Source organism: Pseudophaeobacter flagellatus (assembly GCF_021228235.1).
Classification (GTDB): domain Bacteria; phylum Pseudomonadota; class Alphaproteobacteria; order Rhodobacterales; family Rhodobacteraceae; genus Pseudophaeobacter; species Pseudophaeobacter flagellatus.
On sequence record NZ_JAJQRG010000016.1, the window covers coordinates 1 to 20,412 of the forward strand.

A 20,412-nucleotide genomic window follows, 5' to 3' on the forward strand; every position below is an offset into this window, starting at 1 on the left:
CATCAATGGCTTCTACAATCCGCGTCGCCGGCATTCAGCACTGGGGTGGAAAAGCCCTGTCGCTTTCGAACGGAAGGTGGCTTAAACGAGCACTTGGGGCGGCACTAAAGCGCGACAGGTCCAGTCTTGAGATCGCTATTTTCTGCGCCAGTTGCAGGTTGGTTTTCAACAGAAAAGACTGCTTGCAGACATTCTCTGCATCCAAGACCAACGTCGCGAAACATGTTTCAGCTGATTTTGCGGGCCGTGTCAGGTTCCGTTTCCCCGTCTCGTCAGAGAGAAAACCGCGGCCGCGTGCGATTGGCAAATGCTACCAGGGTCAGCATAACCGGAACTTCCACAAGAACTCCAACAACAGTTGCCAGCGCAGCCCCAGAATGCAACCCAAACAAGCTGATGGCGACAGCAACAGCCAGTTCAAAGAAATTTGACGTCCCGATCAAGGCGCAGGGCGCGGCGATCCGGTGGGGTACTTTCAGGGCAAATGCAGCGGCATAGGCAATCGCAAAGATACCATAGCTTTGCAGGATAATTGGCATTGCGATCAATATGATGATGAAGGGCTTCGAGACAATTACCTGCCCCTGCAGGCCAAAGAGGATCACTACAGTGACAATCAATCCGACGACAGAGTAGGGCTTCACCCGCGCCTGAAACTGTTCTATGGCCGCGTCAGACCGAAGGCGGCGGCGTGTTGCCAACCCTGCGGCAAGTGGCAGTGCGATGAAGAGCAGTACCGACAAAACCAAGGTCGACCAGGGCACGATTATATCCGTCACCCCCAGCAGAAAGGCCACAATAGGCGCAAAAGCGATGACCATGATCAGGTCATTTACCGACACTTGCAAAAGCGTATAGGTTGGGTCTCCGCGTGTCAGTTGCGACCAGACAAACACCATAGCCGTACAGGGCGCAGCGCCAAGCAGGATCAGCCCGGCGATGTATTGCATCGCGTCTTCCTGCGGGATCCAGGGCGCAAAAATATAACGGAAAAACAATACCGCCAGTGCTGCCATTGTGAAAGGTTTGACGAGCCAGTTCACAATAAGGGTGATAAGCAATCCGCGCGGTTGCTTTGCCACATCGCGCAGAGATTTGGGATCAACTCCCACCATCATCGGGTACACCATTGCCCAGATCAGCACGGCAACAACCAGATTGACGCTGGCCACTTCGGCCGCAGCGATGGCATTCACTAATCCGGGGGCCGTGTTTCCCAAAAGGATGCCGCCCCCCATCGCCAATGCAATCCAAAGCGACAAATACCTTTCAAAAATGCTCACATCGCACTCCTTTGACGTTTGCATCGCCCATTGGTTGCCGCCCCGATTGGGGCCGCGCATGATGGCCTCGTTGTGCAAGGCTGGGCGTGGGCGGCAAAAATCACATAGCCGCCCGCAATTACACTCTTATTTCTGGCACATTTCTGTTGCACCGATGATCAAACCGGTCTGGTGCCTAAAGAAGGTTCAAGACTGTGTCTATTACGTAATCTGTCTGCTCGTCGGTTTGGGCTGGACACATAGGCAGGCTGATGACTTCTTTGGCCAGTGTTTCTGACAACGGGAAACGCCCCGGTTCATAGCCCATATCAGAATAGGCTTTTTGTAGGTGCGGCGGGATTGGGTAGTGGATGGCCGTGGCAACGCCTGCGGCAGTCAGCCGGTTTTGAAACTGGTCTCTGTCGGCATGGCGCAGCACGTAGAGGTGCCACACCGGATCGGCCCAGTCCGGGACAAAGGGAATAGTCGCCCCAGCCTTGGCGAAAGCATCACTATAGCGCCGGGCGATGGCCTGTCTTTTGGCGTTCCAATCGTCCAGCACCCTTAGCTTGTGCGACAGCACCGCAGCCTGCAGCGGATCCAGGCGACTGTTCTGCCCTTTCAGCTCGTGAACATATTTCTCTTCGGAACCGTAATTTCGCAGCAGCTTCAAATGATGGGCGACGCTGGCATCATTGGTGACCAGGGCTCCACCATCGCCCAAAGCCCCAAGGTTCTTTGACGGGTAGAAGCTGAATGTGGCGGTGCCCATGGTGCCCAGCGGTTTCGATTTGTACCGGGCACCGTGGGCCTGCGCTGCATCCTGCAGCAGGGGGAGATTGTGGCGGTCGGCAACAGCCTGCAGCGCATCGAGATCCGCAGGCTGGCCATAGAGATGTACGGCCAAAATCGCCTTTGTTTTTGGTGTGATCGCGTCCGCGACGGCATCAGGATCAATGTTATGCGTGGCTTCAATGGGTTCGACCGGCACTGGAACAGCGCCGCATTGACTGACCGCAAGCCAGGTCGCGATGAAAGTGTTGGCAGGCACTATGACTTCGTCCCCGGCACCGATCCCCATGGCCTGAAGGCCAAGACGCAGCGCGTCCAACCCATTGGCCACGCCGAGACAATGCGCGGCGCCGGTATAGCAGGCAAACTCGGCCTCGAACTGCTCCAGAATGGGGCCCATGATGTATTGTCCTGACCGCGCGGCCTGCACCAATGCAGCCTCTATCTCAGGAGCGATATCAGACGCCGCCGCCTGAAGATCGAGAAAAGGAACCTTCATCGTGCGCCCACCGCCTGCAAGAATTCCTGTCGATCGCGTATATAATCGGCCTCGTCATAGGGGGCCGACGCCATCACCATGCAGACCGACCCGGATGAAAAATTATCGAGATACCGCCACATCATCGGACAGACATAGATACCATAATAAGACCGGTTCAGATGAAAGCGCTTCTTGTCATAACCGTCATCCAAAACGAGATCAAAGCTGCCCGACATGCAGATGATGAATTGGTGCAGATCCTTATGAGCATGTGCGCCGCGATCTGCGCCTCCGGGAACGTCATAAAGATAGTAGACACGCTTGATATCAAACGGGATATGGTTTTGCCCTTCAACGAAGGTCAGGTTGCCCCTCGCATCCGCGATTTTGGGCAGGTCAACGACACGGCAATCTTTCAGGGGCATGGGTTTGGGCTCACTTTTGCTCTGCTACGATTATATAAGACTATGAACTTGGAAACGAAACCCTGGACATTTTGATCCAGCGGAAACCAAAGCACATGTGGCAATCCCCTGCAGCAAGCTAAATCGGGTGGTGTCGCGCGACAGCCTGTGATTGCAGCGAATGGCTGGAATGGCTGGAATGGCTGCAATTGCGGGAGAAAAGTCACCTAAAGGTGCCAGGTGTTGATTGTTTTGGTAAAACCACTCAGAGTTGAGGGGGGGCGTGATCCGCGACACGCGCCGGAGATAAACAGGATCCTTGCAACAAGGCATGGCATAAATGAATGGATTGAAGTGGTCTCGGTTATTCCTGCCTCTCGGGGGGATTATTGCTCTCGTGTTTTTGGGTGCCGTTGGTATGCGGTTTGTGCAGTTTGAACAGGCCTCCTATACCTTGCCACGATTGTTCATTCAGCTAGAGCGATCCATTGGCTATGACGGCTTCATCCATAATTTCAAAAATTTGGTATTGCGCCCGCAGGAAGAGGGCTATCTAGACGCTGCGCTGCAAGACTATGCCGTGGCTGAAAGCACGCTGAAAGAAATCGCGGTCAGGATCAGAGCTATTGGGGTCAAGGCAGACCTGGCACCCATTCAGAACACGCTGCGGGCCTATCGAGATATGCTGAAAATCGTCGATGGAGCACAGCAACAACAACTGACAATTTCGCAGGTTGATCGCCGGGTGCGTATCTCTGACGAGGAGGCGGCGGCGCAGATCCGCGATTTTGAAAGCCATATTATGGCTGTGATGGCGCGCCGACGGATCGTCCTGTATTCCGTCGTTACCCTATGTCTGGTTGCGGTGATCGCGGGAACCCTGCTTGTCACTTATGTGCAGTCAAGACGGCTGCGCCAGGCCGAAGAGGACAAGCAAAAGCTGGAAGAGCAGGAGAGGTATCTTCTGCAGGCGGAACGCATTGCCGGGCTTGGTCGCTGGAAAACAGATCGGCATGGCGGGATGATCTGGTCCGAAGCCATGGGCAAGATATGTGGCATCCCACCGGAAGAATTTCCCACCACGCTGGAAGGCATCTGGCCCCTTGTCCCTGTGGAAGACCAACCCAAACTACGGCTTGCTTCTGAACAGGCGGTACAGTCGGGGGGGCAGTTTTCTTGCCTGCACCGGATGCTGCGCCCGGATGGCAGTATGGTGAATGTCGTTGATAGCGGCGAGGCGGTGCTGGATGCCGATGGTCGGGTGACAGGTTTTGTTGGTACGCTGCAAGATGTGTCGCGCCTGGTTGATATGGAAAACGAACTGCGCCAATCGCAAAAGATGGAGGCAATCGGCAATCTCGCAGGGGGGATGGCGCATGACTTCAACAATATTCTGGCGGTCGTTCTGGGCAATCTTGACCTGCTGGAGGAGACAGAGCTGCGCCCCGAGCAAGCCGACTATATCGCCAATGCAATCGACGCGACCCAACGCGGCGGTGACCTGACCCGCAACATTTTGGGCTTTGCACGGCGCTCTCAACTGGCGCCAAACCAGCTCAAGGGGAATGATGTGGTGCGCGATGTGATGACCTGGTCCTCGCGCCTGTTGCCTGCGACCATTGATATCGAGACATCGCTCTTGGCTAATCTCTGGGCCTTCACGGCGGATGAAGGGCTGGCCAAAAACGCGCTGCTCAACCTGATCCTGAACGCCCGTGATGCGATGCCAGACGGGGGGCAGCTGACTATTGAAACCGCAAATATCCGCATTGATGATGAATACATTACTGAGCGCGGCGAAGAGCTGCTTCCGGGGCGCTATGTCATGATAGCGGTCAGCGATACCGGAACCGGGATCGAAAAGGACAAGTTGGCGCAGGTGTTCGAGCCCTTCTTTTCTACCAAGCCGATAGGGCAGGGCACGGGACTTGGCCTTTCTATGGTGTTGGGTTTCATGAAGCAGTCCGGCGGCACCGTGCGCATCTATTCCGAAGTCGGGGTTGGGACCTCTGTAAAGCTGTATTTCAAGGCAGAGTCCGGCCGGGCCGCGCGCCCCAGATCGGAACGGGCTGGGCAGGATCTTTCGCATATTCACGGCAAGCGAATTTTGCTGGTCGAAGACAATGCCAAGCTTTTGACCGCCCAGGAAGACATGCTAACGGGAGTTGGTTTCGACGTGACCATTGCGACATCAGGTGATGAGGCGATGGCGACTTGGTTGCAGAACAGGGACTTTGACGTTGTCGCCACGGATATCGTCATGCCGGGTAAACTGCAGGGTACTCATTTGGCCAAGGCGATCCGGGCAAAGGATCCAAGCGTGCCGTTCATCTTTATGTCGGGATATGCAAATGAGGCGACAGTTCACGGCAACGGGTTATTGCCGGAGGACATCCGCTTGATGAAACCGGTGGGGCGCACCACGCTGCTTACCGCGATTACCAAGTCTTTGGCTGACCGTGCCTAGGCGGCTCGCGTGTCGGTAGGCCTGCTGAACCGCGCGGCTTTGGATAGGGGCAGGTCATGCTGTCTTTTGAAAATGTAAAAGTCCCGCCTTGCGGGGGGGCACCGATGGGCCGTTGTTGGTCCATCGGTGCCCTTTGCATACGGCGGCAGGGGCGGGCCGCCTTTGCAGATCTCATCGCGATAATAACTCTTAACGGGTAGCGCAGGTTAAGGGGCGAAATCGGCGAAGGTCGCCATTCTCTCACGGGGGGGATGCGCTGATTCTTGCCCCATTTCGCGTTTGTGGGGCACAAACACACGTATTTCTTACTGAAGTCTTGCGCTCAGGCGGGCGGTCTCTGTTCTTTTTAGGGGTGAAAAACCCAAGCTTTTACAGAGTTTTATGTAAAAGATTAATAAGAGTCTTAACGCCGGGTGGCCTTTTTGACGATTTTCGCGTCAACTGAGGCACCAATAACCGGGGGGTTAAGGTTTTGTTTACTGCGTCACATTCTGCCCACTATTTCGTCCACTATACGCCCAAACAGGCCCCATTCCAGCCGCATGACTGAACGACGATGTTGATGTGGGAATTTGGAGTGGAACATGAAACGATTATCTACAGTTATTGTAGCATGCCTAATGGCCAGCTTGCCGGGCCTTGCCAAAGCAGAGGGTCCTCAGGCTGGTGCGGGCTCGTTCCCTGGCTGGGAAGCTGTTGGGCGCCTTAATATTTCTGGGCGCAACATGTGCACCGGATCTTTGATTGCGCCAAATCTGGTGCTGACCGCAGCGCATTGCCTGTATGATCCGGTTTCTGGGCGGGCAATTGATCCAACGACGATTAGGTTTGAGGCCGGCCTGGTCGGGCGTCGTGCAAAAGCCGCCCGCAATATTACCAAGGCGGTGATGCATCCTGGCTATGATCATTTCCGCAGCAACACGTCTTTGATGGGGAATGACATCGCGGTATTGCGCCTGTCTCATCCGATCAGCTCGGCTGAGATCCGCCCGCTGGTGATGTCATGGGAAGCCGCCCGTGGAGACGCTGTTGGGGTCTTGTCTTACAATTTCGCCCATGCAACAAGACCAAGCTTGGAACGCAGCTGTGAAGTGTTGGCAAAGCAGCGTACCACCCTGGTGATGTCATGCCGAGTTGAATTCGGTGCCTCGGGGGCCCCTGTCTTGCAGGTGGTGCCTGGACATCTGCCAAGGTTGGTGTCGGTGATTTCTGCCAAGGCTGCGATGGGAAGCCAGCCGGTGTCGATTGGCACTGCCCTGGATTCCTCCCTGTGGCGCTTGATGCGACAGGCAGGCTAACTTCGACGTTGTTCTTTTGCGACGTTCCCAGGTGACCCACTTGCTAGAATGGCAGTGGGAAACATCGGAACCAGATACCGGATCGCTGCATTCCAGTTCCCAGATCAGCGCCGCTTTAAGGCTCGCGAAAAGCTTCTTGGGATTTATACAACGGCTTCAACAGATAGTTTAGAACGGTCTTGGACCCGGTCTGCAATTCAGCTGTGGCCCGCATACCTGGGCGAATTTCGATGGTTTTCTGCCGCTCGGTCAGCTTTGAACGATCGACCCGAACCGTCACCCGATAAAAGGGCTCTGCGCGGGGGTTGCGTTCATCTTCAAAGGTATCAGCCGAGACAAAATCCACTTCGCCGTTCAGGGCACCATAGATGGTGTAATCATAGGCTGACAGTTTGATGGTGGCAGTCTGGCCTGTCTGCACACTGGCGATGTCTTTTGGTTTGACCCGCGCTTCGACAAACAGCTCTTCCCCCATCGGGATGATTTCAAAGATCTCTTCTCCGGGACGCACGACGCCGCCAATTGTGGTCACACCCAGGCTGTTTACGATCCCTGACATCGGTGATGTAATGACGGTGCGGTCCAGCTGATCCTGCGCCAGCCGCTGGTCTTGTCGCAAAGAGGTCAACTCGCGCAGGACTTCGGAATATTCCTCTGCCCGCTTCAGCTCATTCTGGGTGCCGATCTCATTGAACTTGGCCTGCGCATCGGTCGCCGCCTTTTGGGCGCGGTTAACTTCGATCAGGGCCACGATATTTTGCTCGTAGAGCCGGTGCATATTGGCCAGTTCGTCATTCAGTTGATCAAGGATCTTGCGCGCGCTGGTGCGGCGGCTGTCAAAATCCCCCTGCCGTGCCTTGAGCAGGGCGCGTTCCGAGGCCAGAATTTCGCCAGACCGTTGGGTCAGCTCATCCGGGACGGAAAATTCATATGCGCCGTCCATTTCCGCCTCTAGCCGGAACTGTTTGATTTCCAGCGTATCGATCTGATCCTGCAGTTCATCCGCGATGGTGCGGAATTTGGTGTCTTGCAGTTTGGCCAGCACCTGTCCGGCCTTTACCTCATCGCCTTGTCGCGCATGCAGTTCGGCCAGGATGCCGCCTTCGAGGTTCTGCACGATCTGCGCTCGTGAAGAAGAGACTACTTCGCCTTCGCCGCGCACGATTTCATCTACCGAGGCAAAGGCGGCCCAGGCCAGAAACAGCACCAGGGCGGCCCCGACCAGATAGACGATGCGGCTGGCGCCGCGGGCGCTCTGGTCCAGATCATAGGGGGTGGGGCTGTTCATTTGCCTTCTCCGGCAGCGAGATGCGCCAGAACTTTGTCGCGCGGACCATCCACAACCATGCGCCCATCCTGCAGGATCAGGGTGCGGTTGGTCAGCGTGAGGATCGGCATCCGGTGGGTGGCGATCACGGCGGTACGGCCCTGCAGCCAGGTTTCCAGGCGGCTGACTAGGGTGCGTTCCAGCGTCTGGTCCAGCGCCGCAGTGGGTTCATCCAGCAGCACGATCGAAGGGTTCTGCAGCCAGAGCCGGGCCCAGCCGATGGATTGGCGTTGACCGATGGACAGGCCACCGCCGCTATCGCCGATATCCAGGTCCAGCCCCTTGTGGTGGCCGCGCACATAGGTGCCCAGCCCGGAAAAATCCAGGGCCTCCATCAGGCGGGTATCGTCGCGTTCCAGCTGGTTCAGGTTCAGGTTATCACGCAGCGATCCCGAAAAGAGCCGCACATCCTGGCTGAGATAGCCAATATTGCGGCGCAGGTCGCGCGGGTCGATCTGGCCCATATCGGTGCCGTCGATCATGATCCGGCCGGCATCGGGGGAATACAGCCCGGACAACAGCTTGATCAAAGTGGATTTGCCCGAGCCATTGACGCCCAGTATCGCAACCCTTTGGCCGGGGGTGATGGCAACACCCGGCACATCCAGGGTGGGGGCGGCGTCTTCATCGTAGCGGAACACCACTTCGCGCAGTTCAAAGCGGCCTTCAAGCTGTTCACGGCGCAGGTAGCTGCGTTCGGCTTCCATTTCCTGTGGTGCCTTGGCGATGGCCTCCAGCCCTTCCAGGGCACCCTTGACGTTACTCCAGCGGGCCATGGTGGCAGCAAACTGTGTCAGCGGGGCCAGGGTGCGGCTGGTCAGGATGCCGGTGGCAATGATTGTGCCGACGGTGAATTCCCCGGCAAAAACCAGAAGCGTGCCCATCACAACGGCGGTGATATAGGTGGCCTGCTGGATCCCTTGCGACCAGAAGGTCAGCGCGCTGGCCAGGCGGCGTTGCTCGGTTGAGGAATGCGACGACAGTATGTTCAGCTCATCCCACATCCGCATCACCCGGTCTTCGCCACGCTGGGTTTTTACGGTATCCAGCTCGGTGATCACCTCGTGCAGCAACCGGCCGGCCTTGGCATTGGCGCCCTGGGTCTGCCGTGTGAGGGCAATCATTTTGCGCTGCATGAAATAGGCCGGCAGCAGCATCATCACGCCGCCCACCACGATCACCCAGACGATGGGGCCGGCGATGGAGGCAACCAGCAGCAAAAACACTGCGATAAAGGGAATATCGGCCAGGGTCGAGATGGTCGACGAGGTGAAGAATTCACGTACGGCGCCAAAATCGCGCATCGCCGCAAACAGCCCCGAGGGCGGCAGCGGTTTCTTGTCTGAGCGCATGCCAATGAGGCGGCGCATCAGGTTGTGCTGTACCGAGAGTTCGATCTGACGCCCGGCGGCATCGGTCAGCCGGGCGCGGGCGACCTTCAACAGCGCCTCTAGCATAATGGCCAGAAAGGCCCCAAGGGCCAGAACCCAAAGCGTGGCATGGGACTGGTGCGGCACCACCCGGTCATAGACCTGCAGTGAGAACAGCGCCACCGAGACCGCAAGGATATTTGCAACCAGCGACCCCAGCATGATTTCGCCAACCTGGCGGCGGTATTTTGGGAATTCGCCCCAGAACCAGTGATCGCTGTCCAGTTGTGGCGTGTGCCGCGCTGCCATCTGTTTCAAAGAGGGGCGGGCGATCAACAGGGTACCGGTGAAAAATGGGGTAAATTCGCTTAGCGCGACCTTGGTGCGATTGTCGGGGCAGGTGGTGTCGAAAATGATCAGCTGGTCCATATCCTGGCTCAGCACCAGCACGCATTGACCGCCTTTCATCATGGCGAGGGCTGGCCAGTCGGCTTGGCTCAGCTCCTGCTGCTGTTGCAGTTTCACCTGCAACCCGGTTGCCCCCAGCGCCTGGGCCAGGCTCTCGGCCGAGGTATCGCCAGAGCGGTTGCCCCACATGAAATTGGCGATATCGCCAGCCTGGGCCTCGGTCCCTTTCAAAGAGGCGAGGGTGGCAATCAGGGTGGCGCGGTGTTGGATGCGAGCAGAGGCACCTTCGATCAGGCTGCCGACCTCGCGCCGCCCCTGGGGCGCGGCCTTTGGTGCGGCGGGGGCAGCCGCTACCGGTGTGGCCGGGCGAATAGCCGCCGGGTTGAGCGGAACCGCCCGCAGCTTTGTCTTGCCGGGTTTGCGCGGCTGATTGCTGGCCTTGGGCGCTGCGTCCGGCGGGGTGCGTGAGGTCGTATCGGTCAAATCTTGTCCCCATCCGCCAAAAGGCCCATGTCCCGCGCCAGCGCCAGCTGGATCAGCACAACTTCGTATTTTGCTTCGATATGATCTTGTTCGCGTTTTACCAACTCTTCGTAGATGTTGACGACATCCATCACCGGTCGCTGACCAGCCTCGAACTGGGCCTTGAACAGTCTATAGGTTTCACGGCTGGCGCGGGCAAGGGTCGCGGCCTCGGTGGTCTGGCGCTGATAAGAGCCGAGCCGTTGGACCTGGCGGGCGTAGCTGCGGCGCGCATCTTCTTCGGCCTCGCCAATCTGGCGCCGGGCGGCTTCTTTCGAGGCTTCTATGGCCTGTAGCGCCGCAGGGGTGCCAAGCCCCAGAGGTTCGGCGAGATCCAGGGTCAGCCCCGCGCCAGAGCCATCCGAGGTGATATTTCCGGCCGCCGCAATCTGCGGCAGCAGACCGGCGCGGTTCACTACCGCCTGGGCCACGTTGCGATTGGCCTGTGCCTGCGATTTCAGCACGGCCAGATATTGCGCATCTGCTGGCGGCGTGCCCAGATCCAGTTTGCCAGGCTTTTCAGAAAAGGTTTCACCGGTCATGGCGGTCAGCTCGGCGCGGGCCGTTTTGGCAGCATCCTGTGCAGTGGTGCGGGCGTTGCGCATGCCGCTGATTTTACTGTCGACCACATTGAGGTCGGCGCGGTTGGAAAGCCCGCCGTCGACGCGACCTGCGACAATGCGGCGAAATTCCTGCATCTGGGTCAGGGCGCGGCTGCTATAGGCAGATTTTTCATCGCCGCGCAGCCCCGCAATATATAGCCCAACAGCGTCTTCCACCCGTTCGTTCATATCGACCGACAGATTGACCGCCGCGACTTCGACATCGGCGGCGGCAAAGTCGCGTTCCGCCTTGCGGCGGCCATTGTCAAACAGCACTTGCTGGATCAGCATTCCGGCGACCAGCTCTCCCAGGTCTGTCAGGCTGACTGAGGGGCCGATGGTGGGCAGCCAGTTCTTGGCCTCGGCCTCGGCGCGCAGTTTGGCGCTGATCAGTTCTGCCTCAGAGGCGCGGGCCGAGGCTGCCACCGCCGCTTCGGCGACGCTGTTGTAGATGGTGCCTTCGGCCAGCAAGGAACGCCGTTCAAGCAGGGTGGAGATGACCTCAGAGCGGGTCTCGCCCTCGGGTTGGGCGAAATTACCGCCGTGCTGTGATAGATCGGTCTGGTTGTCGGACCTACCCAAGAGGGACGGCATGCCATCTGCGCAGCCTGACAGGCTGCACAACAGTGCCAATGCGCCAATGGGTCGTGCCAATTGCATAGTGCCCCCGCCCGTTCATAGGCCCTGTGGTGGTCTATAGGTGGGACCGGCCGCTGTGGCTCTGGCCGGTCCGCGTGATTAGATGATGACAGAGACGTCTTGATCAATGACCAGCGTCGTGCCGTCGTCGCCAATGGTATAGACGTTGTAGGTCTCACCATCGACGTTGCGGGTGCCTGCAAGGGTTGCTCCGGTCACGGTCACGCTGTCGTCACCGGGGGTAGATCCACTGTGGATCGTCAGGGTATCCGAGTTCTCGGACAGCGCCTTGATATCCGCTTCGGTCAGGACAAGAGACACATTTGCAGCCGCGCCGAGGTCCAGTTCGTCGATGTTGAACTGGCCGAGACCCGCATGGGTCAGGGTGCTGGCGGTCGTGGCATTGTCTTCCAGCACCAGCAGGGTAGAGGAGCCATTGCCAAGCGTATCGACATTGGTGACCACCAGATCGGTGCCATCGGGGACGGCACTGTTGAAGTCGAAGGCAGTGCTGCCGCCGCTTTCAGTGATCACCGCCCCGGGAGTGGAGACAGAACCATCGCCTTCGAGCGCGTTGACGGTAACGGATTGTCCTGCGGGGGCAGTGCCTTCGACGCTGAATGCGCTGATATCGCTGCTGCCAATCTCATAGGTGATGGAATCCAGCACTGGCGCTTCGAAGACGGTATCCACCTCAAAGGTTTCAGTCAGAGTGCTGGTGTTGCCCGCCGCATCTGTCGCCACGATCGTCGCGTCGGTGCTATATTCCCCAGACGGCAGATCGGCGCCCGAGAATTCTGCGCTCCAGTTGCCGGCTGCATCCACGGTGGCGCTTTTGGCTTTGCCCTGGATGGTCACCACAACGCTTGAGCCTGGCTCGACGGTGCCCTGGAGGGCAAAGCCAGCGTTCAGCTCATCCTGATTGACCACATCATTGGCTGTCTGGTTGGGATCAGCGGTAAAGGGCGTGACCTCGGTGTCAATGGCCACGCTATGAACAACGCTGCCAGTATTGCCCGCCGCATCAGTTGCCTGCACCACTACATCCACATCCGTGGTGCCGGTGGGGATGGCGCTGGTGGGGACGGTGACGCTCCAGTTGCCGGCGGCATCCGCGATGGCGTTCTGCATTGCGCCGGTGCCGATTGTAACCTGCACCGAAGAGCCGGGTTCAACGGTGCCGGTCAGGGTGACCCCATCGGCGCGTTCGGTCGCGTTGATGGTATTGTCGCCTGCAATGCTATTGGTGTTCAAGGTCAGCGGGGTGACCAGCGTATCGAGGGCAACAGTGTCTGACGCGCTGGCTGTATTGCCTAGATCATCGGTGATCGACGCGGTAATATCCAAGGTCTCGGTGCCCTGGGGGATACTGCCGGCCGGGAAGGTTGTGCTCCAGTTGCCGCCGGCATCTGACATCACCTGGGTGGTCGCAGAGCCAAGACCGACAGTGACGGTCATGCCCGGTGTGGCGGTGCCGCTGATTTCGACGCCATCGGCGCGTTCGACCGCATTGATCACATCGTCGATTTCGATCGGATCCGGCGACAGGGCGACGGTGCCCGCTACGGTATCAATCTGCAGCGGCGAAGAGGTGGTCGCGGTATTGCCTGCCAGATCAGTCGAGGTGACATTGACAACAGTGTTATATTCCCCTCCCAGCAGAGCCCCGGGTGCAAAGGTTGCTTCCCAGTTGCCAGCGGCATCGGCCGTCACCACGCGGGAGACGCCTGCAATCTCGATGACAACGGTGGCACCTGCTTCGGCGAGACCGGTCAGGGTGACACCTGCCTGTGCTTCGGCACCGGAAATCGCGTTGTCGCCGCCGGCATGGCTGCTGTTCAGGGTGACCGAGGTTTCGGTATCGACATGTAGGCTGTGATCGCTGGTGGAGCTGTTGCCTGCCAGATCGGTAGAGGTCACGGTGGCGGTGCTATCATAGGTGCCGGTGGCAATCTGTGACGCGTCATAGCTCACCGACCAGGTGCCATCGGCGGCCACGGTGGTTGTTTGGGTTACACCCTCGAACAGCACTTCGATCGCGGCCCCGGCTTCGCCAGTGCCGGACAGGATCACCCCATCTGAGGCTTCGGCCTGGTTGATGATATCGTCTGTTTCCACCGTGTTGACGGCGATGGGCGGGGCAATGGTGTCGACAATCAGCGTGTCGCTGAAGGTGGCGCTATTGCCAAAGCTGTCGGTGGTGGTGATGGAAATCGGGGTGTCATATTCCCCCGTGGAGATTTCACCAGGGGCAAAGGTGACAGACCAAGTGCCATCGCTGCCAACTGTTGTGGTCTGGGTGGCCCCATTCACAAGCACGTTGACAGTGGCGCCTGCTTCACCGGTTCCGGCGATCACGGTGCCGCTGGCGTGGGTCTCGGCATTGACCAGATCGCCGGTGGAATCCGTGCCGCTGGTGACCTCAAGATCAGGCGGCGTGGTGTCGATCACCACAGCGGGCCCGTCCAGATCATGTTCTGTGCCATCCGGATCAGAGACCTGAACAGTGGTGTCATAGGAGCCATCAACTGGCAGATCCCCAACAGGGAAGGTGACTTCCCAAGTGCCGTCATCTTGAACGGTGCCGGTTTGGGTGACGCCGCCAAGATCGACCTCGACCAAGGCACCGGGGGTGCCGGTGCCGGTGATCACGATAGGGGCTGTGGTGGATCCGGCCACCGGATGTGTAGCATCAGGATTGTCGACGGTCGGCAGGATCGGACCTCCGCCCCCACCACCTCCGCCGCCATTATCGCCACCGCCACCGCCACCGGCGAGAACTGCAACGCCAGCCGCACCGGCGGCCGCGCCCGCAGCGCCAAACCCGCCAAAGAGCGGCGCGGCCAGGGGGGCAATCACGGGTTCGATACGATCGACGTTCAGAAAGACCATGTCGTCATAGGCGGACCACTTACCGGAAAGATCCAGCGGTTCGTAGCTCGCAAAGAGCGCGCCTTCGGCTTTGTCTTCCAGGACCACCTCGACGAAATTGCCTTCCTCGCTGAGGAACAGGTTCTTGCCGCCTGGGGTATTCTGGCTGTAATAGTTCTGCAAAACAAGGATTTGCCCATCCGCCAGCACCAGGTGCAGATCCGGCCCCCGACGCATATAGCTGTCGACGTCCGAAGCACTGAGGTTCAGCGAAATATCCTTGGAGTGGGTAACATTCAGGAGAGAGGGAGACCCCTCTGAGAAAGTACTTTGACGGGTGGTCCCCGAGAGATCCCGGGTGATAAATCCAACAGTTTTCATTTTTCGCCACTCGCTTATAGACCGTGCGACGCCCAAATTGAGGGACTCGTAACGGTCTTGTTCCTGTAAAATTCTGCCTCGGGCCGTTCTTTGCGGCCATATTGTGGACATATTGCGTCTAATTTTAATCAACTGTCTAGTCGATGCGTGCCGCGAGAGGCCACAAGCGCCCGGTAAGCGTGACTTGTTTGCCGCATGTTTGGCCTTGGGCCGCCCGTCAGGGGAGCTTTGTTAACAGCTGGTTATCGTTAATGTAGCGATGAATTGGTGGATGATGCCGCAGCAGAGCTTTGTGCGCTGTTCTTGGCGACAGGCTTTGCCGAATGTGGCGGCTGTAGGGCACGCTGATGCAATTGGTTTTGGCCGCACAGAGGCGGGCCTTGGCGGGGGTGGCACTGTGGCAGAAAAATTCATCCAGGGACTGGTCTGGCGGTGGGTTGCGTCGGGGGGCGCACTTGTACTGGCAAAGTTGTGAAGGAATTTGTTAATTTTCCTCTGGATATTAACTGAAAGTACACCAGTTCTTATTAGTATGAACCATGAACCTAATGTCCCCGCGCGCAAGATTACGCGGATGACGAACCGGCGCCCGAGCCCCGTCCACACCCGAGCAAGCCCTCTGACCGAAGCGGGCAGCCAGTGCATTGGGCTTCGCCGGGCAAGAGCAGAGATCATACAACCAAAGACACTCGCGGACATCCCTCGGCCAGGCTTGGCCTGTCTCGTGTCCGTGGGTTTCCCACCGCCAGGAGGACAGGCGCAGCGTAACCCCAGGAGGCTAGATCCCGATGAATGATATTGCCGAGATTTTTGCAGAGCACTACGGCCAGACCCGTGAAGAGGAAATGTCCCTCAATGCCTATCTTGAGGGGTGCCGAACGGATCCGAGCCTCTATGCCAATGTGGCTGAACGGATGCTCAAGGCGATTGGCGAGGAAGAGAAGATTGATACCTCACGCGATGCGCGACTTGGGCCGATCTTTCAGAACCGCACCATCAAATGCTATCGCGCCTTCAAAGATTTCTATGGGATGGAAGACACCATTGAACGGATCGTCGGCTATTTCCGCCATGCTGCCCAGGGCTTGGAAGAGCGCAAGCAGATCCTCTATCTCTTGGGGCCGGTGGGCGGTGGCAAGTCCTCTTTGGCAGAGCAGCTCAAACGGCTGGTCGAAGATCAACCGATCTATGTGCTGAAGGCGGGCGATCAGCTGTCGCCAATCTATGAAAGCCCGCTGGGCCTGTTTGACCCGGTGCGCATGGGTGAGGTGATGGAAGAGAAATACGGCATTGCCCGCCATCGCCTGCCTGGTCTGCTCTCGCCCTGGGCGGTGCAGAGGCTGGATGAATATGGCGGCGATATCAACAAATTTACCGTGGCGCGGGTCTACCCTTCGGGGCTGCGGCGCGTCGGGGTGGCCAAGGTCGAACCCGGTGATGAAAACAACCAGGACATTTCGACCCTGGTGGGGAAGGTCGACATTCGCCAGCTGGAGCATTTCAGCCAGGACAACCCGGATGCCTACAGTTTTTCTGGCGGTCTGAACCGCGCCAATCAGGGCATTCTGGAATTTGTCGAGATGTTCAAGGCGCCCATCAAAATGTTGCACCCCCTGCTGACCGCCACCCAGGAAGGCAACTATATGGGCACCGAAAGCTTTGGGGCCATTCCCTTTACCGGCCTGGTGCTGGCCCATTCCAATGAGAGCGAATGGCAGGCCTTTAAGAACAACAAGAACAACGAGGCCTTTATTGACCGGGTGTCGATCGTCAAGGTGCCCTATTGCCTGCGGGTTACTGATGAGGCGCTTATCTATGACAAGCTGATCCAGCACAGTGAGCTGGCCGCCGCGCCCTGTGCGCCAGAAACACTCAAGATCCTCAGCCGGTTTTCAGTGTTGACCCGGTTGAAGCCGCACGAGAATTCGAACCTCTATTCCAAGATGCGGGTCTATGACGGTGAGAGCCTGAAAGACACGGATCCCAAGGCCAAGACCGTGCAGGAATATCAGGATCGGGCCGGGGTGGATGAGGGCATGACCGGGATCTCTACTCGCTTTGCCTTTAAGGTGCTGTCGTCGACCTTCAATTTCGACACCAATGAAATCGCCGCCGATCCGGTGCATCTGATGTATGTGTTGGAACAGACGATCAAGCGGGAACAGTTCCCGCGCGAGGTAGAGGCAAAATATCTGGAGTTCATCAAATCCGATCTGGCGCCGCGCTATGAGGAATTCATCGGCAATGAAATACAAAAGGCCTATCTGGAGAGCTATAGTGAATATGGCCAGAATGTCTTTGACCGCTATATTGCCTATGCCGACGCTTGGATAGAAGAGCAGGATTACAAGGATCCCGACACAGGCCAGCTCTATGATCGCGACATCCTGGATGCTGAGCTGAGCAAGATTGAAAAGCCGGTGGGGATAGCCAATCCCAAGGATTTTCGCAACGAGGTGGTCAAATTTGCTCTGCGCCATCGGGCCAATACCGGCGCGAACCCGGCCTGGAACTCTTATGAGAAACTGCGTGATGTGATTGAAAAGCACATGTTCAGCCAGGTCGAAGAACTGCTGCCGGTGATCAGCTTTGGCAGCAAGAAGGACAGCAAAACGGAAAGCAAACACCAGGAATTCGTCGAACGCATGCGCAGCCATGGCTACACTGATCGTCAGGTGCGCCGCTTGGTGGAATGGTACATGCGGGTCAATAAGGCCGGGTAAAAGGGGGCGGCAGGACAGTGCATCACTTTATCGACAGACGTGCCAATCCAAAGGGCAAAAGCCATGGCAACCGGCAGCGGTTCTTGCGTCGGGCCCGTGAAAATATCAAGGACCGGGTGGACAGATCGGTGCGCGATAAATCCATCCAGGATGGCGAGGCCGTGCCGGTGGATGGCGAACAGGTGACAATCCCGGCGCGTGGCCTGCAAGAGCCGCGTTTCTTCCATGGCTCTAAGGGGGGTAACCGGCGGCATGTGCTGCCGGGCAATAAGGAATTTGTTGTTGGCGATACCCTGCCCAAGCCAAAGGGCGGTGCGGGGCAGAACGGGCGCGAGGCCTCCGAAGATGGCGAGGGCGAGGATGAGTTCTCCTTTACCCTGACACAGGATGAATATCTGGAAATCCTGTTTGATGGGTTGGAACTGCCCGACCTGGTTGAAAAATCATCGGTCGAGACAGAGACAATCGGCACTCGCCGGGCCGGGCTGACCACGGTCGGGACGCCCAATAACCTCAACCTGGTGCGCACCATGCGCAATGCGCTGGGCCGCCGCATCGCCCTGCACCGCCCGTCACGTCGCGCCGAGGAAGAGCTGCAGAGCGAGATTGAAATGCTCGAAGCGCTGCCCAATCGCTCTGACGCGCAGGAAGAGTTGCTGGCAGAGATGTGCGCCCGGCTGGAGAGGCTGCAGCGCAAGCGCAAGATGGTGGGCTATATCGACCCGATTGATCTGCGGTTTGACACCCATGTACCTGAAAAGGTCCGCAAGTCTCGGGCGGTTGTCTTTTGCCTGATGGATGTCTCTGGTTCTATGCAGGACCGTGAAAAAGACCTGGGCAAGCGGTTCTTCCTGCTTTTGCACCTGTTTCTGGCGCGCTGTTATGAACAGACAGAGCTAGTTTTTATCCGCCATACACATCACGCCCAGGAGGTGGACGAAGAGACCTTCTTTTATGCCCGCGAGACCGGCGGCACCATTGTGTCTACTGCGCTGGACAAGATGCGCGAAATCATCACCGATCGCTATCCGCCGCAAGAGTGGAACATCTATGGCGCACAGGTCTCGGATGGAGAGAATTTTGGCAATGATTCCGTGCGCTGCAAAAAACTGTTGCTCGAGGATCTGCTGCCCGTCTGCCAGTATTACGCCTATATCGAGGTGGTTGAAGAAGACGCCGAGGATCTGCTGCAAGATCTGTCCGTCGGGGATGACCTATGGCAGAATTACCGGGCGGTAAAAGACCAGACCGAGCATTTTGCAATGCAGCGGGTCGCCCATGCGGCACATATCTACCCAATTTTCAGAGAGTTCTTTTTACCCCGGCTGAAAGGAGGCCAGAATGCCTGAAGCAAAGTCAGGCTCCAAACTACTGTTTGAGGGGCCAGAATGGAGCTTTGCGCTGCTGGAAAAGGCCCGCGATGCCATTGAGGAAATCGCGCTGAATGACCTGGGACTGAACCTCTATCAAAACCAGATCGAAATCATCTCGTCGGAACAGATGCTGGATGCCTATTCCTGCGTCGGGCTGCCGCTGATGTATCAGCATTGGTCTTTTGGCAAGCATTTTGCCCGCGATGAGGCGCTGTATCGCTCTGGTCGTCAGGGGCTTGCCTATGAGATTGTGATCAACTCCAACCCCTGCATCAGCTATAATATGGAAGAAAACACCATGGCGATGCAGGTGCTGGTCATGGCGCATGCAGCTTTTGGGCATAACCATTTTTTCAAGAACAACTATCTGTTTCTGCAATGGACAGATGCCGATGGCATTCAGGATTACCTGGCCTTTGCCAAGAATTATATCGCCGCCTGTGAAGAGCGCTATGGGATTGATGCTGTTGAGGAAATTCTTGATGCTGGGCATGCTTTGCAAACCCAGGGGGTGTTTCGCTATGGCCGCCCGCCCAAGCCGACGTCGCAAGAGCTAGCGGCGATGCAACGCGTGCGCGATGGCTATGCGGGCAGTCGCAGTTTGCTCGATATCTGGACGGATGCCACCCTAGGGCACGACAGTGCAGAGACACCTAAGGATGCGCCCCTGGCGGCGCGCCGCAAGAGCATGAACCTGCCGCAGGAGAACATCCTGTATTTTCTGGAAAAGCACAGTCCCGTCCTGGAACCCTGGCAGCGTGAATTGCTGCGGATCGTGCGAATGCTGGCGCAGTATTTCTATCCGCAAAAGCAAACCAAGGTGATGAATGAGGGCTGCGCCACCTTTGTACACTATCACATCATCAACGAGCTCTTTAGCCAGGGACGCCTGTCGGAAGCTGCCTATCTGGAGATGATGCACAGCCATACCAATGTGGTGTTGCAGCCCGACTTTGACGATCCGCGTTATAGTGGCATCAACCCCTATGCTCTGGGCTTTGCCATGATGATGGATATCCGGCGCATCTGCGAAGAGCCAACAGAAGAAGACCGCGACTGGTTTCCCGATATCGCAGGTCATGACGATTGGCGCCATGTACTGCGCCACGCCTGGGCCAACTACCGCGATGAGAGCTTTATCCAGCAGTTTCTATCGCCGCATTTGATGCGCAAATTCAAGCTGTTTACCCTGGTGGATGACGCCTCTCAAAAAGATCTGGTGGTCAGCCAGATCCATAATCGTGCCGGTTACAAGGCGATCCGCCAGGACCTGGCGCAGCAATATAATCTGGCCTATCTGGAACCCGACATTCAGGTCACCGATGCGGATCTGAGTGGCGACCGGTGCTTGATTTTGACCCATACGGTACGCGATGGCATTCATCTGGATGAGGCCAACAAAGAAGAAGTGTTGAAACACCTGCGCCGTCTCTGGGGTTATGAGGTCACGCTGGACGCGGTCGAAACCGTGGTTGAGAGTTAAAGCAGGACA

The 20,412-nt window shown here is 57.6% G+C and carries 12 protein-coding genes; 5 read left to right on the plus strand and 7 right to left on the minus strand.

All coding sequences use genetic code 11. The features are described 5' to 3' along the window. Positions 1-272 precede the first annotated feature (272 nt). The 3 genes from arsB to LRK71_RS19735 form a co-directional block, all read right to left on the minus strand. Positions 273-1,283: an ACR3 family arsenite efflux transporter gene (gene arsB, locus LRK71_RS19725; protein WP_332460289.1), complete on the minus strand. Its 1,011-nt coding sequence runs from the start codon at positions 1,281-1,283 to the stop codon at positions 273-275. A 175-nt stretch (positions 1,284-1,458) separates the two neighbouring features. Beyond that, entirely contained in the window at positions 1,459-2,553 is a 1,095-nt protein-coding gene (locus LRK71_RS19730; protein WP_232405675.1) for a DegT/DnrJ/EryC1/StrS family aminotransferase, read from the minus strand. Then, the gene (locus LRK71_RS19735) at positions 2,550-2,960 is read right to left on the minus strand and encodes a sugar 3,4-ketoisomerase (protein ID WP_232405676.1); all 411 of its coding nucleotides are present in this window, start codon (positions 2,958-2,960) and stop codon (positions 2,550-2,552) included. The genes LRK71_RS19730 and LRK71_RS19735 overlap by 4 nt, the downstream gene beginning before the upstream one ends. Positions 2,961-3,357: 397 nt before the next feature. Here LRK71_RS19735 and LRK71_RS19740 point away from each other — a divergent pair, with 397 nt between their 5' ends. Continuing rightward, positions 3,358-5,406, plus strand: coding sequence for a PAS domain-containing hybrid sensor histidine kinase/response regulator (locus tag LRK71_RS19740; protein ID WP_232405677.1), 2,049 nt, complete (start codon positions 3,358-3,360; stop codon positions 5,404-5,406). A gap of 584 nt (positions 5,407-5,990) precedes the next feature. Next, on the plus strand, positions 5,991-6,704 hold the full coding sequence (locus tag LRK71_RS19745; RefSeq protein ID WP_269751829.1) for a trypsin-like serine peptidase: 714 nt from the start codon (positions 5,991-5,993) through the stop codon (positions 6,702-6,704). 115 nt (positions 6,705-6,819) lie between these two features. On the opposite strand, the gene LRK71_RS19750 is transcribed toward LRK71_RS19745, so the two are convergent. The 4 genes from LRK71_RS19750 to LRK71_RS19765 all read right to left on the minus strand — a co-directional run bounded on the left by LRK71_RS19750 (position 6,820) and on the right by LRK71_RS19765 (position 14,824). Beyond that, positions 6,820-7,992, minus strand: a complete 1,173-nt coding sequence (locus tag LRK71_RS19750) for an HlyD family type I secretion periplasmic adaptor subunit (protein WP_232405679.1) — start codon at positions 7,990-7,992, stop codon at positions 6,820-6,822. Further along, the gene (locus LRK71_RS19755; RefSeq protein WP_232405680.1) at positions 7,989-10,292 is read right to left on the minus strand and encodes an ATP-binding cassette domain-containing protein; all 2,304 of its coding nucleotides are present in this window, start codon (positions 10,290-10,292) and stop codon (positions 7,989-7,991) included. The genes LRK71_RS19750 and LRK71_RS19755 overlap by 4 nt, the downstream gene beginning before the upstream one ends. After that, positions 10,289-11,593: a TolC family protein gene (locus LRK71_RS19760; RefSeq protein ID WP_232405681.1), complete on the minus strand. Its 1,305-nt coding sequence runs from the start codon at positions 11,591-11,593 to the stop codon at positions 10,289-10,291. Before LRK71_RS19760 ends, LRK71_RS19755 begins: the two co-directional genes overlap by 4 nt. A 78-nt stretch (positions 11,594-11,671) precedes the next feature. Further along, positions 11,672-14,824 (minus strand): beta strand repeat-containing protein, encoded by a 3,153-nt coding sequence (locus LRK71_RS19765; RefSeq protein WP_232405682.1) that lies wholly within the window; start codon positions 14,822-14,824, stop codon positions 11,672-11,674. A gap of 788 nt (positions 14,825-15,612) precedes the next feature. On the opposite strand from LRK71_RS19765, the gene LRK71_RS19770 reads away from it, so the two are divergent. From LRK71_RS19770 to LRK71_RS19780, 3 genes are read left to right on the plus strand one after another with little or no spacing between them, the layout of a single operon-like run. Next, positions 15,613-17,547, plus strand: a complete 1,935-nt coding sequence (locus tag LRK71_RS19770; RefSeq protein ID WP_232405683.1) for a PrkA family serine protein kinase — start codon at positions 15,613-15,615, stop codon at positions 17,545-17,547. 17 nt (positions 17,548-17,564) lie between these two features. Beyond that, positions 17,565-18,896, plus strand: coding sequence for a YeaH/YhbH family protein (locus LRK71_RS19775; protein ID WP_232405684.1), 1,332 nt, complete (start codon positions 17,565-17,567; stop codon positions 18,894-18,896). Further along, the gene (locus LRK71_RS19780) at positions 18,889-20,403 is read left to right on the plus strand and encodes a SpoVR family protein (protein WP_232405685.1); all 1,515 of its coding nucleotides are present in this window, start codon (positions 18,889-18,891) and stop codon (positions 20,401-20,403) included. Before LRK71_RS19775 ends, LRK71_RS19780 begins: the two co-directional genes overlap by 8 nt. The last annotated feature ends 9 nt before the right edge of the window (positions 20,404-20,412 follow it).

Bases quoted from the DNA above. Each gene is read 5' to 3' on its own strand.
- LRK71_RS19770 (WP_232405683.1), top strand. From the start codon at position 15,613: ATGAATGATATTGCCGAGATTTTTGCAGAGCACTACGGCCAGACCCGT.
- LRK71_RS19730 (WP_232405675.1), bottom strand. From the start codon at position 2,553: ATGAAGGTTCCTTTTCTCGATCTTCAGGCGGCGGCGTCTGATATCGCT.
- LRK71_RS19740 (WP_232405677.1), top strand. From the start codon at position 3,358: ATGCGGTTTGTGCAGTTTGAACAGGCCTCCTATACCTTGCCACGATTG.
- LRK71_RS19780 (WP_232405685.1), top strand. From the start codon at position 18,889: ATGCCTGAAGCAAAGTCAGGCTCCAAACTACTGTTTGAGGGGCCAGAA.
- LRK71_RS19765 (WP_232405682.1), bottom strand. From the start codon at position 14,824: ATGAAAACTGTTGGATTTATCACCCGGGATCTCTCGGGGACCACCCGT.
- LRK71_RS19745 (WP_269751829.1), top strand. From the start codon at position 5,991: ATGAAACGATTATCTACAGTTATTGTAGCATGCCTAATGGCCAGCTTG.
- LRK71_RS19760 (WP_232405681.1), bottom strand. From the start codon at position 11,593: ATGCAATTGGCACGACCCATTGGCGCATTGGCACTGTTGTGCAGCCTG.
- LRK71_RS19750 (WP_232405679.1), bottom strand. From the start codon at position 7,992: ATGAACAGCCCCACCCCCTATGATCTGGACCAGAGCGCCCGCGGCGCC.
- LRK71_RS19735 (WP_232405676.1), bottom strand. From the start codon at position 2,960: ATGCCCCTGAAAGATTGCCGTGTCGTTGACCTGCCCAAAATCGCGGAT.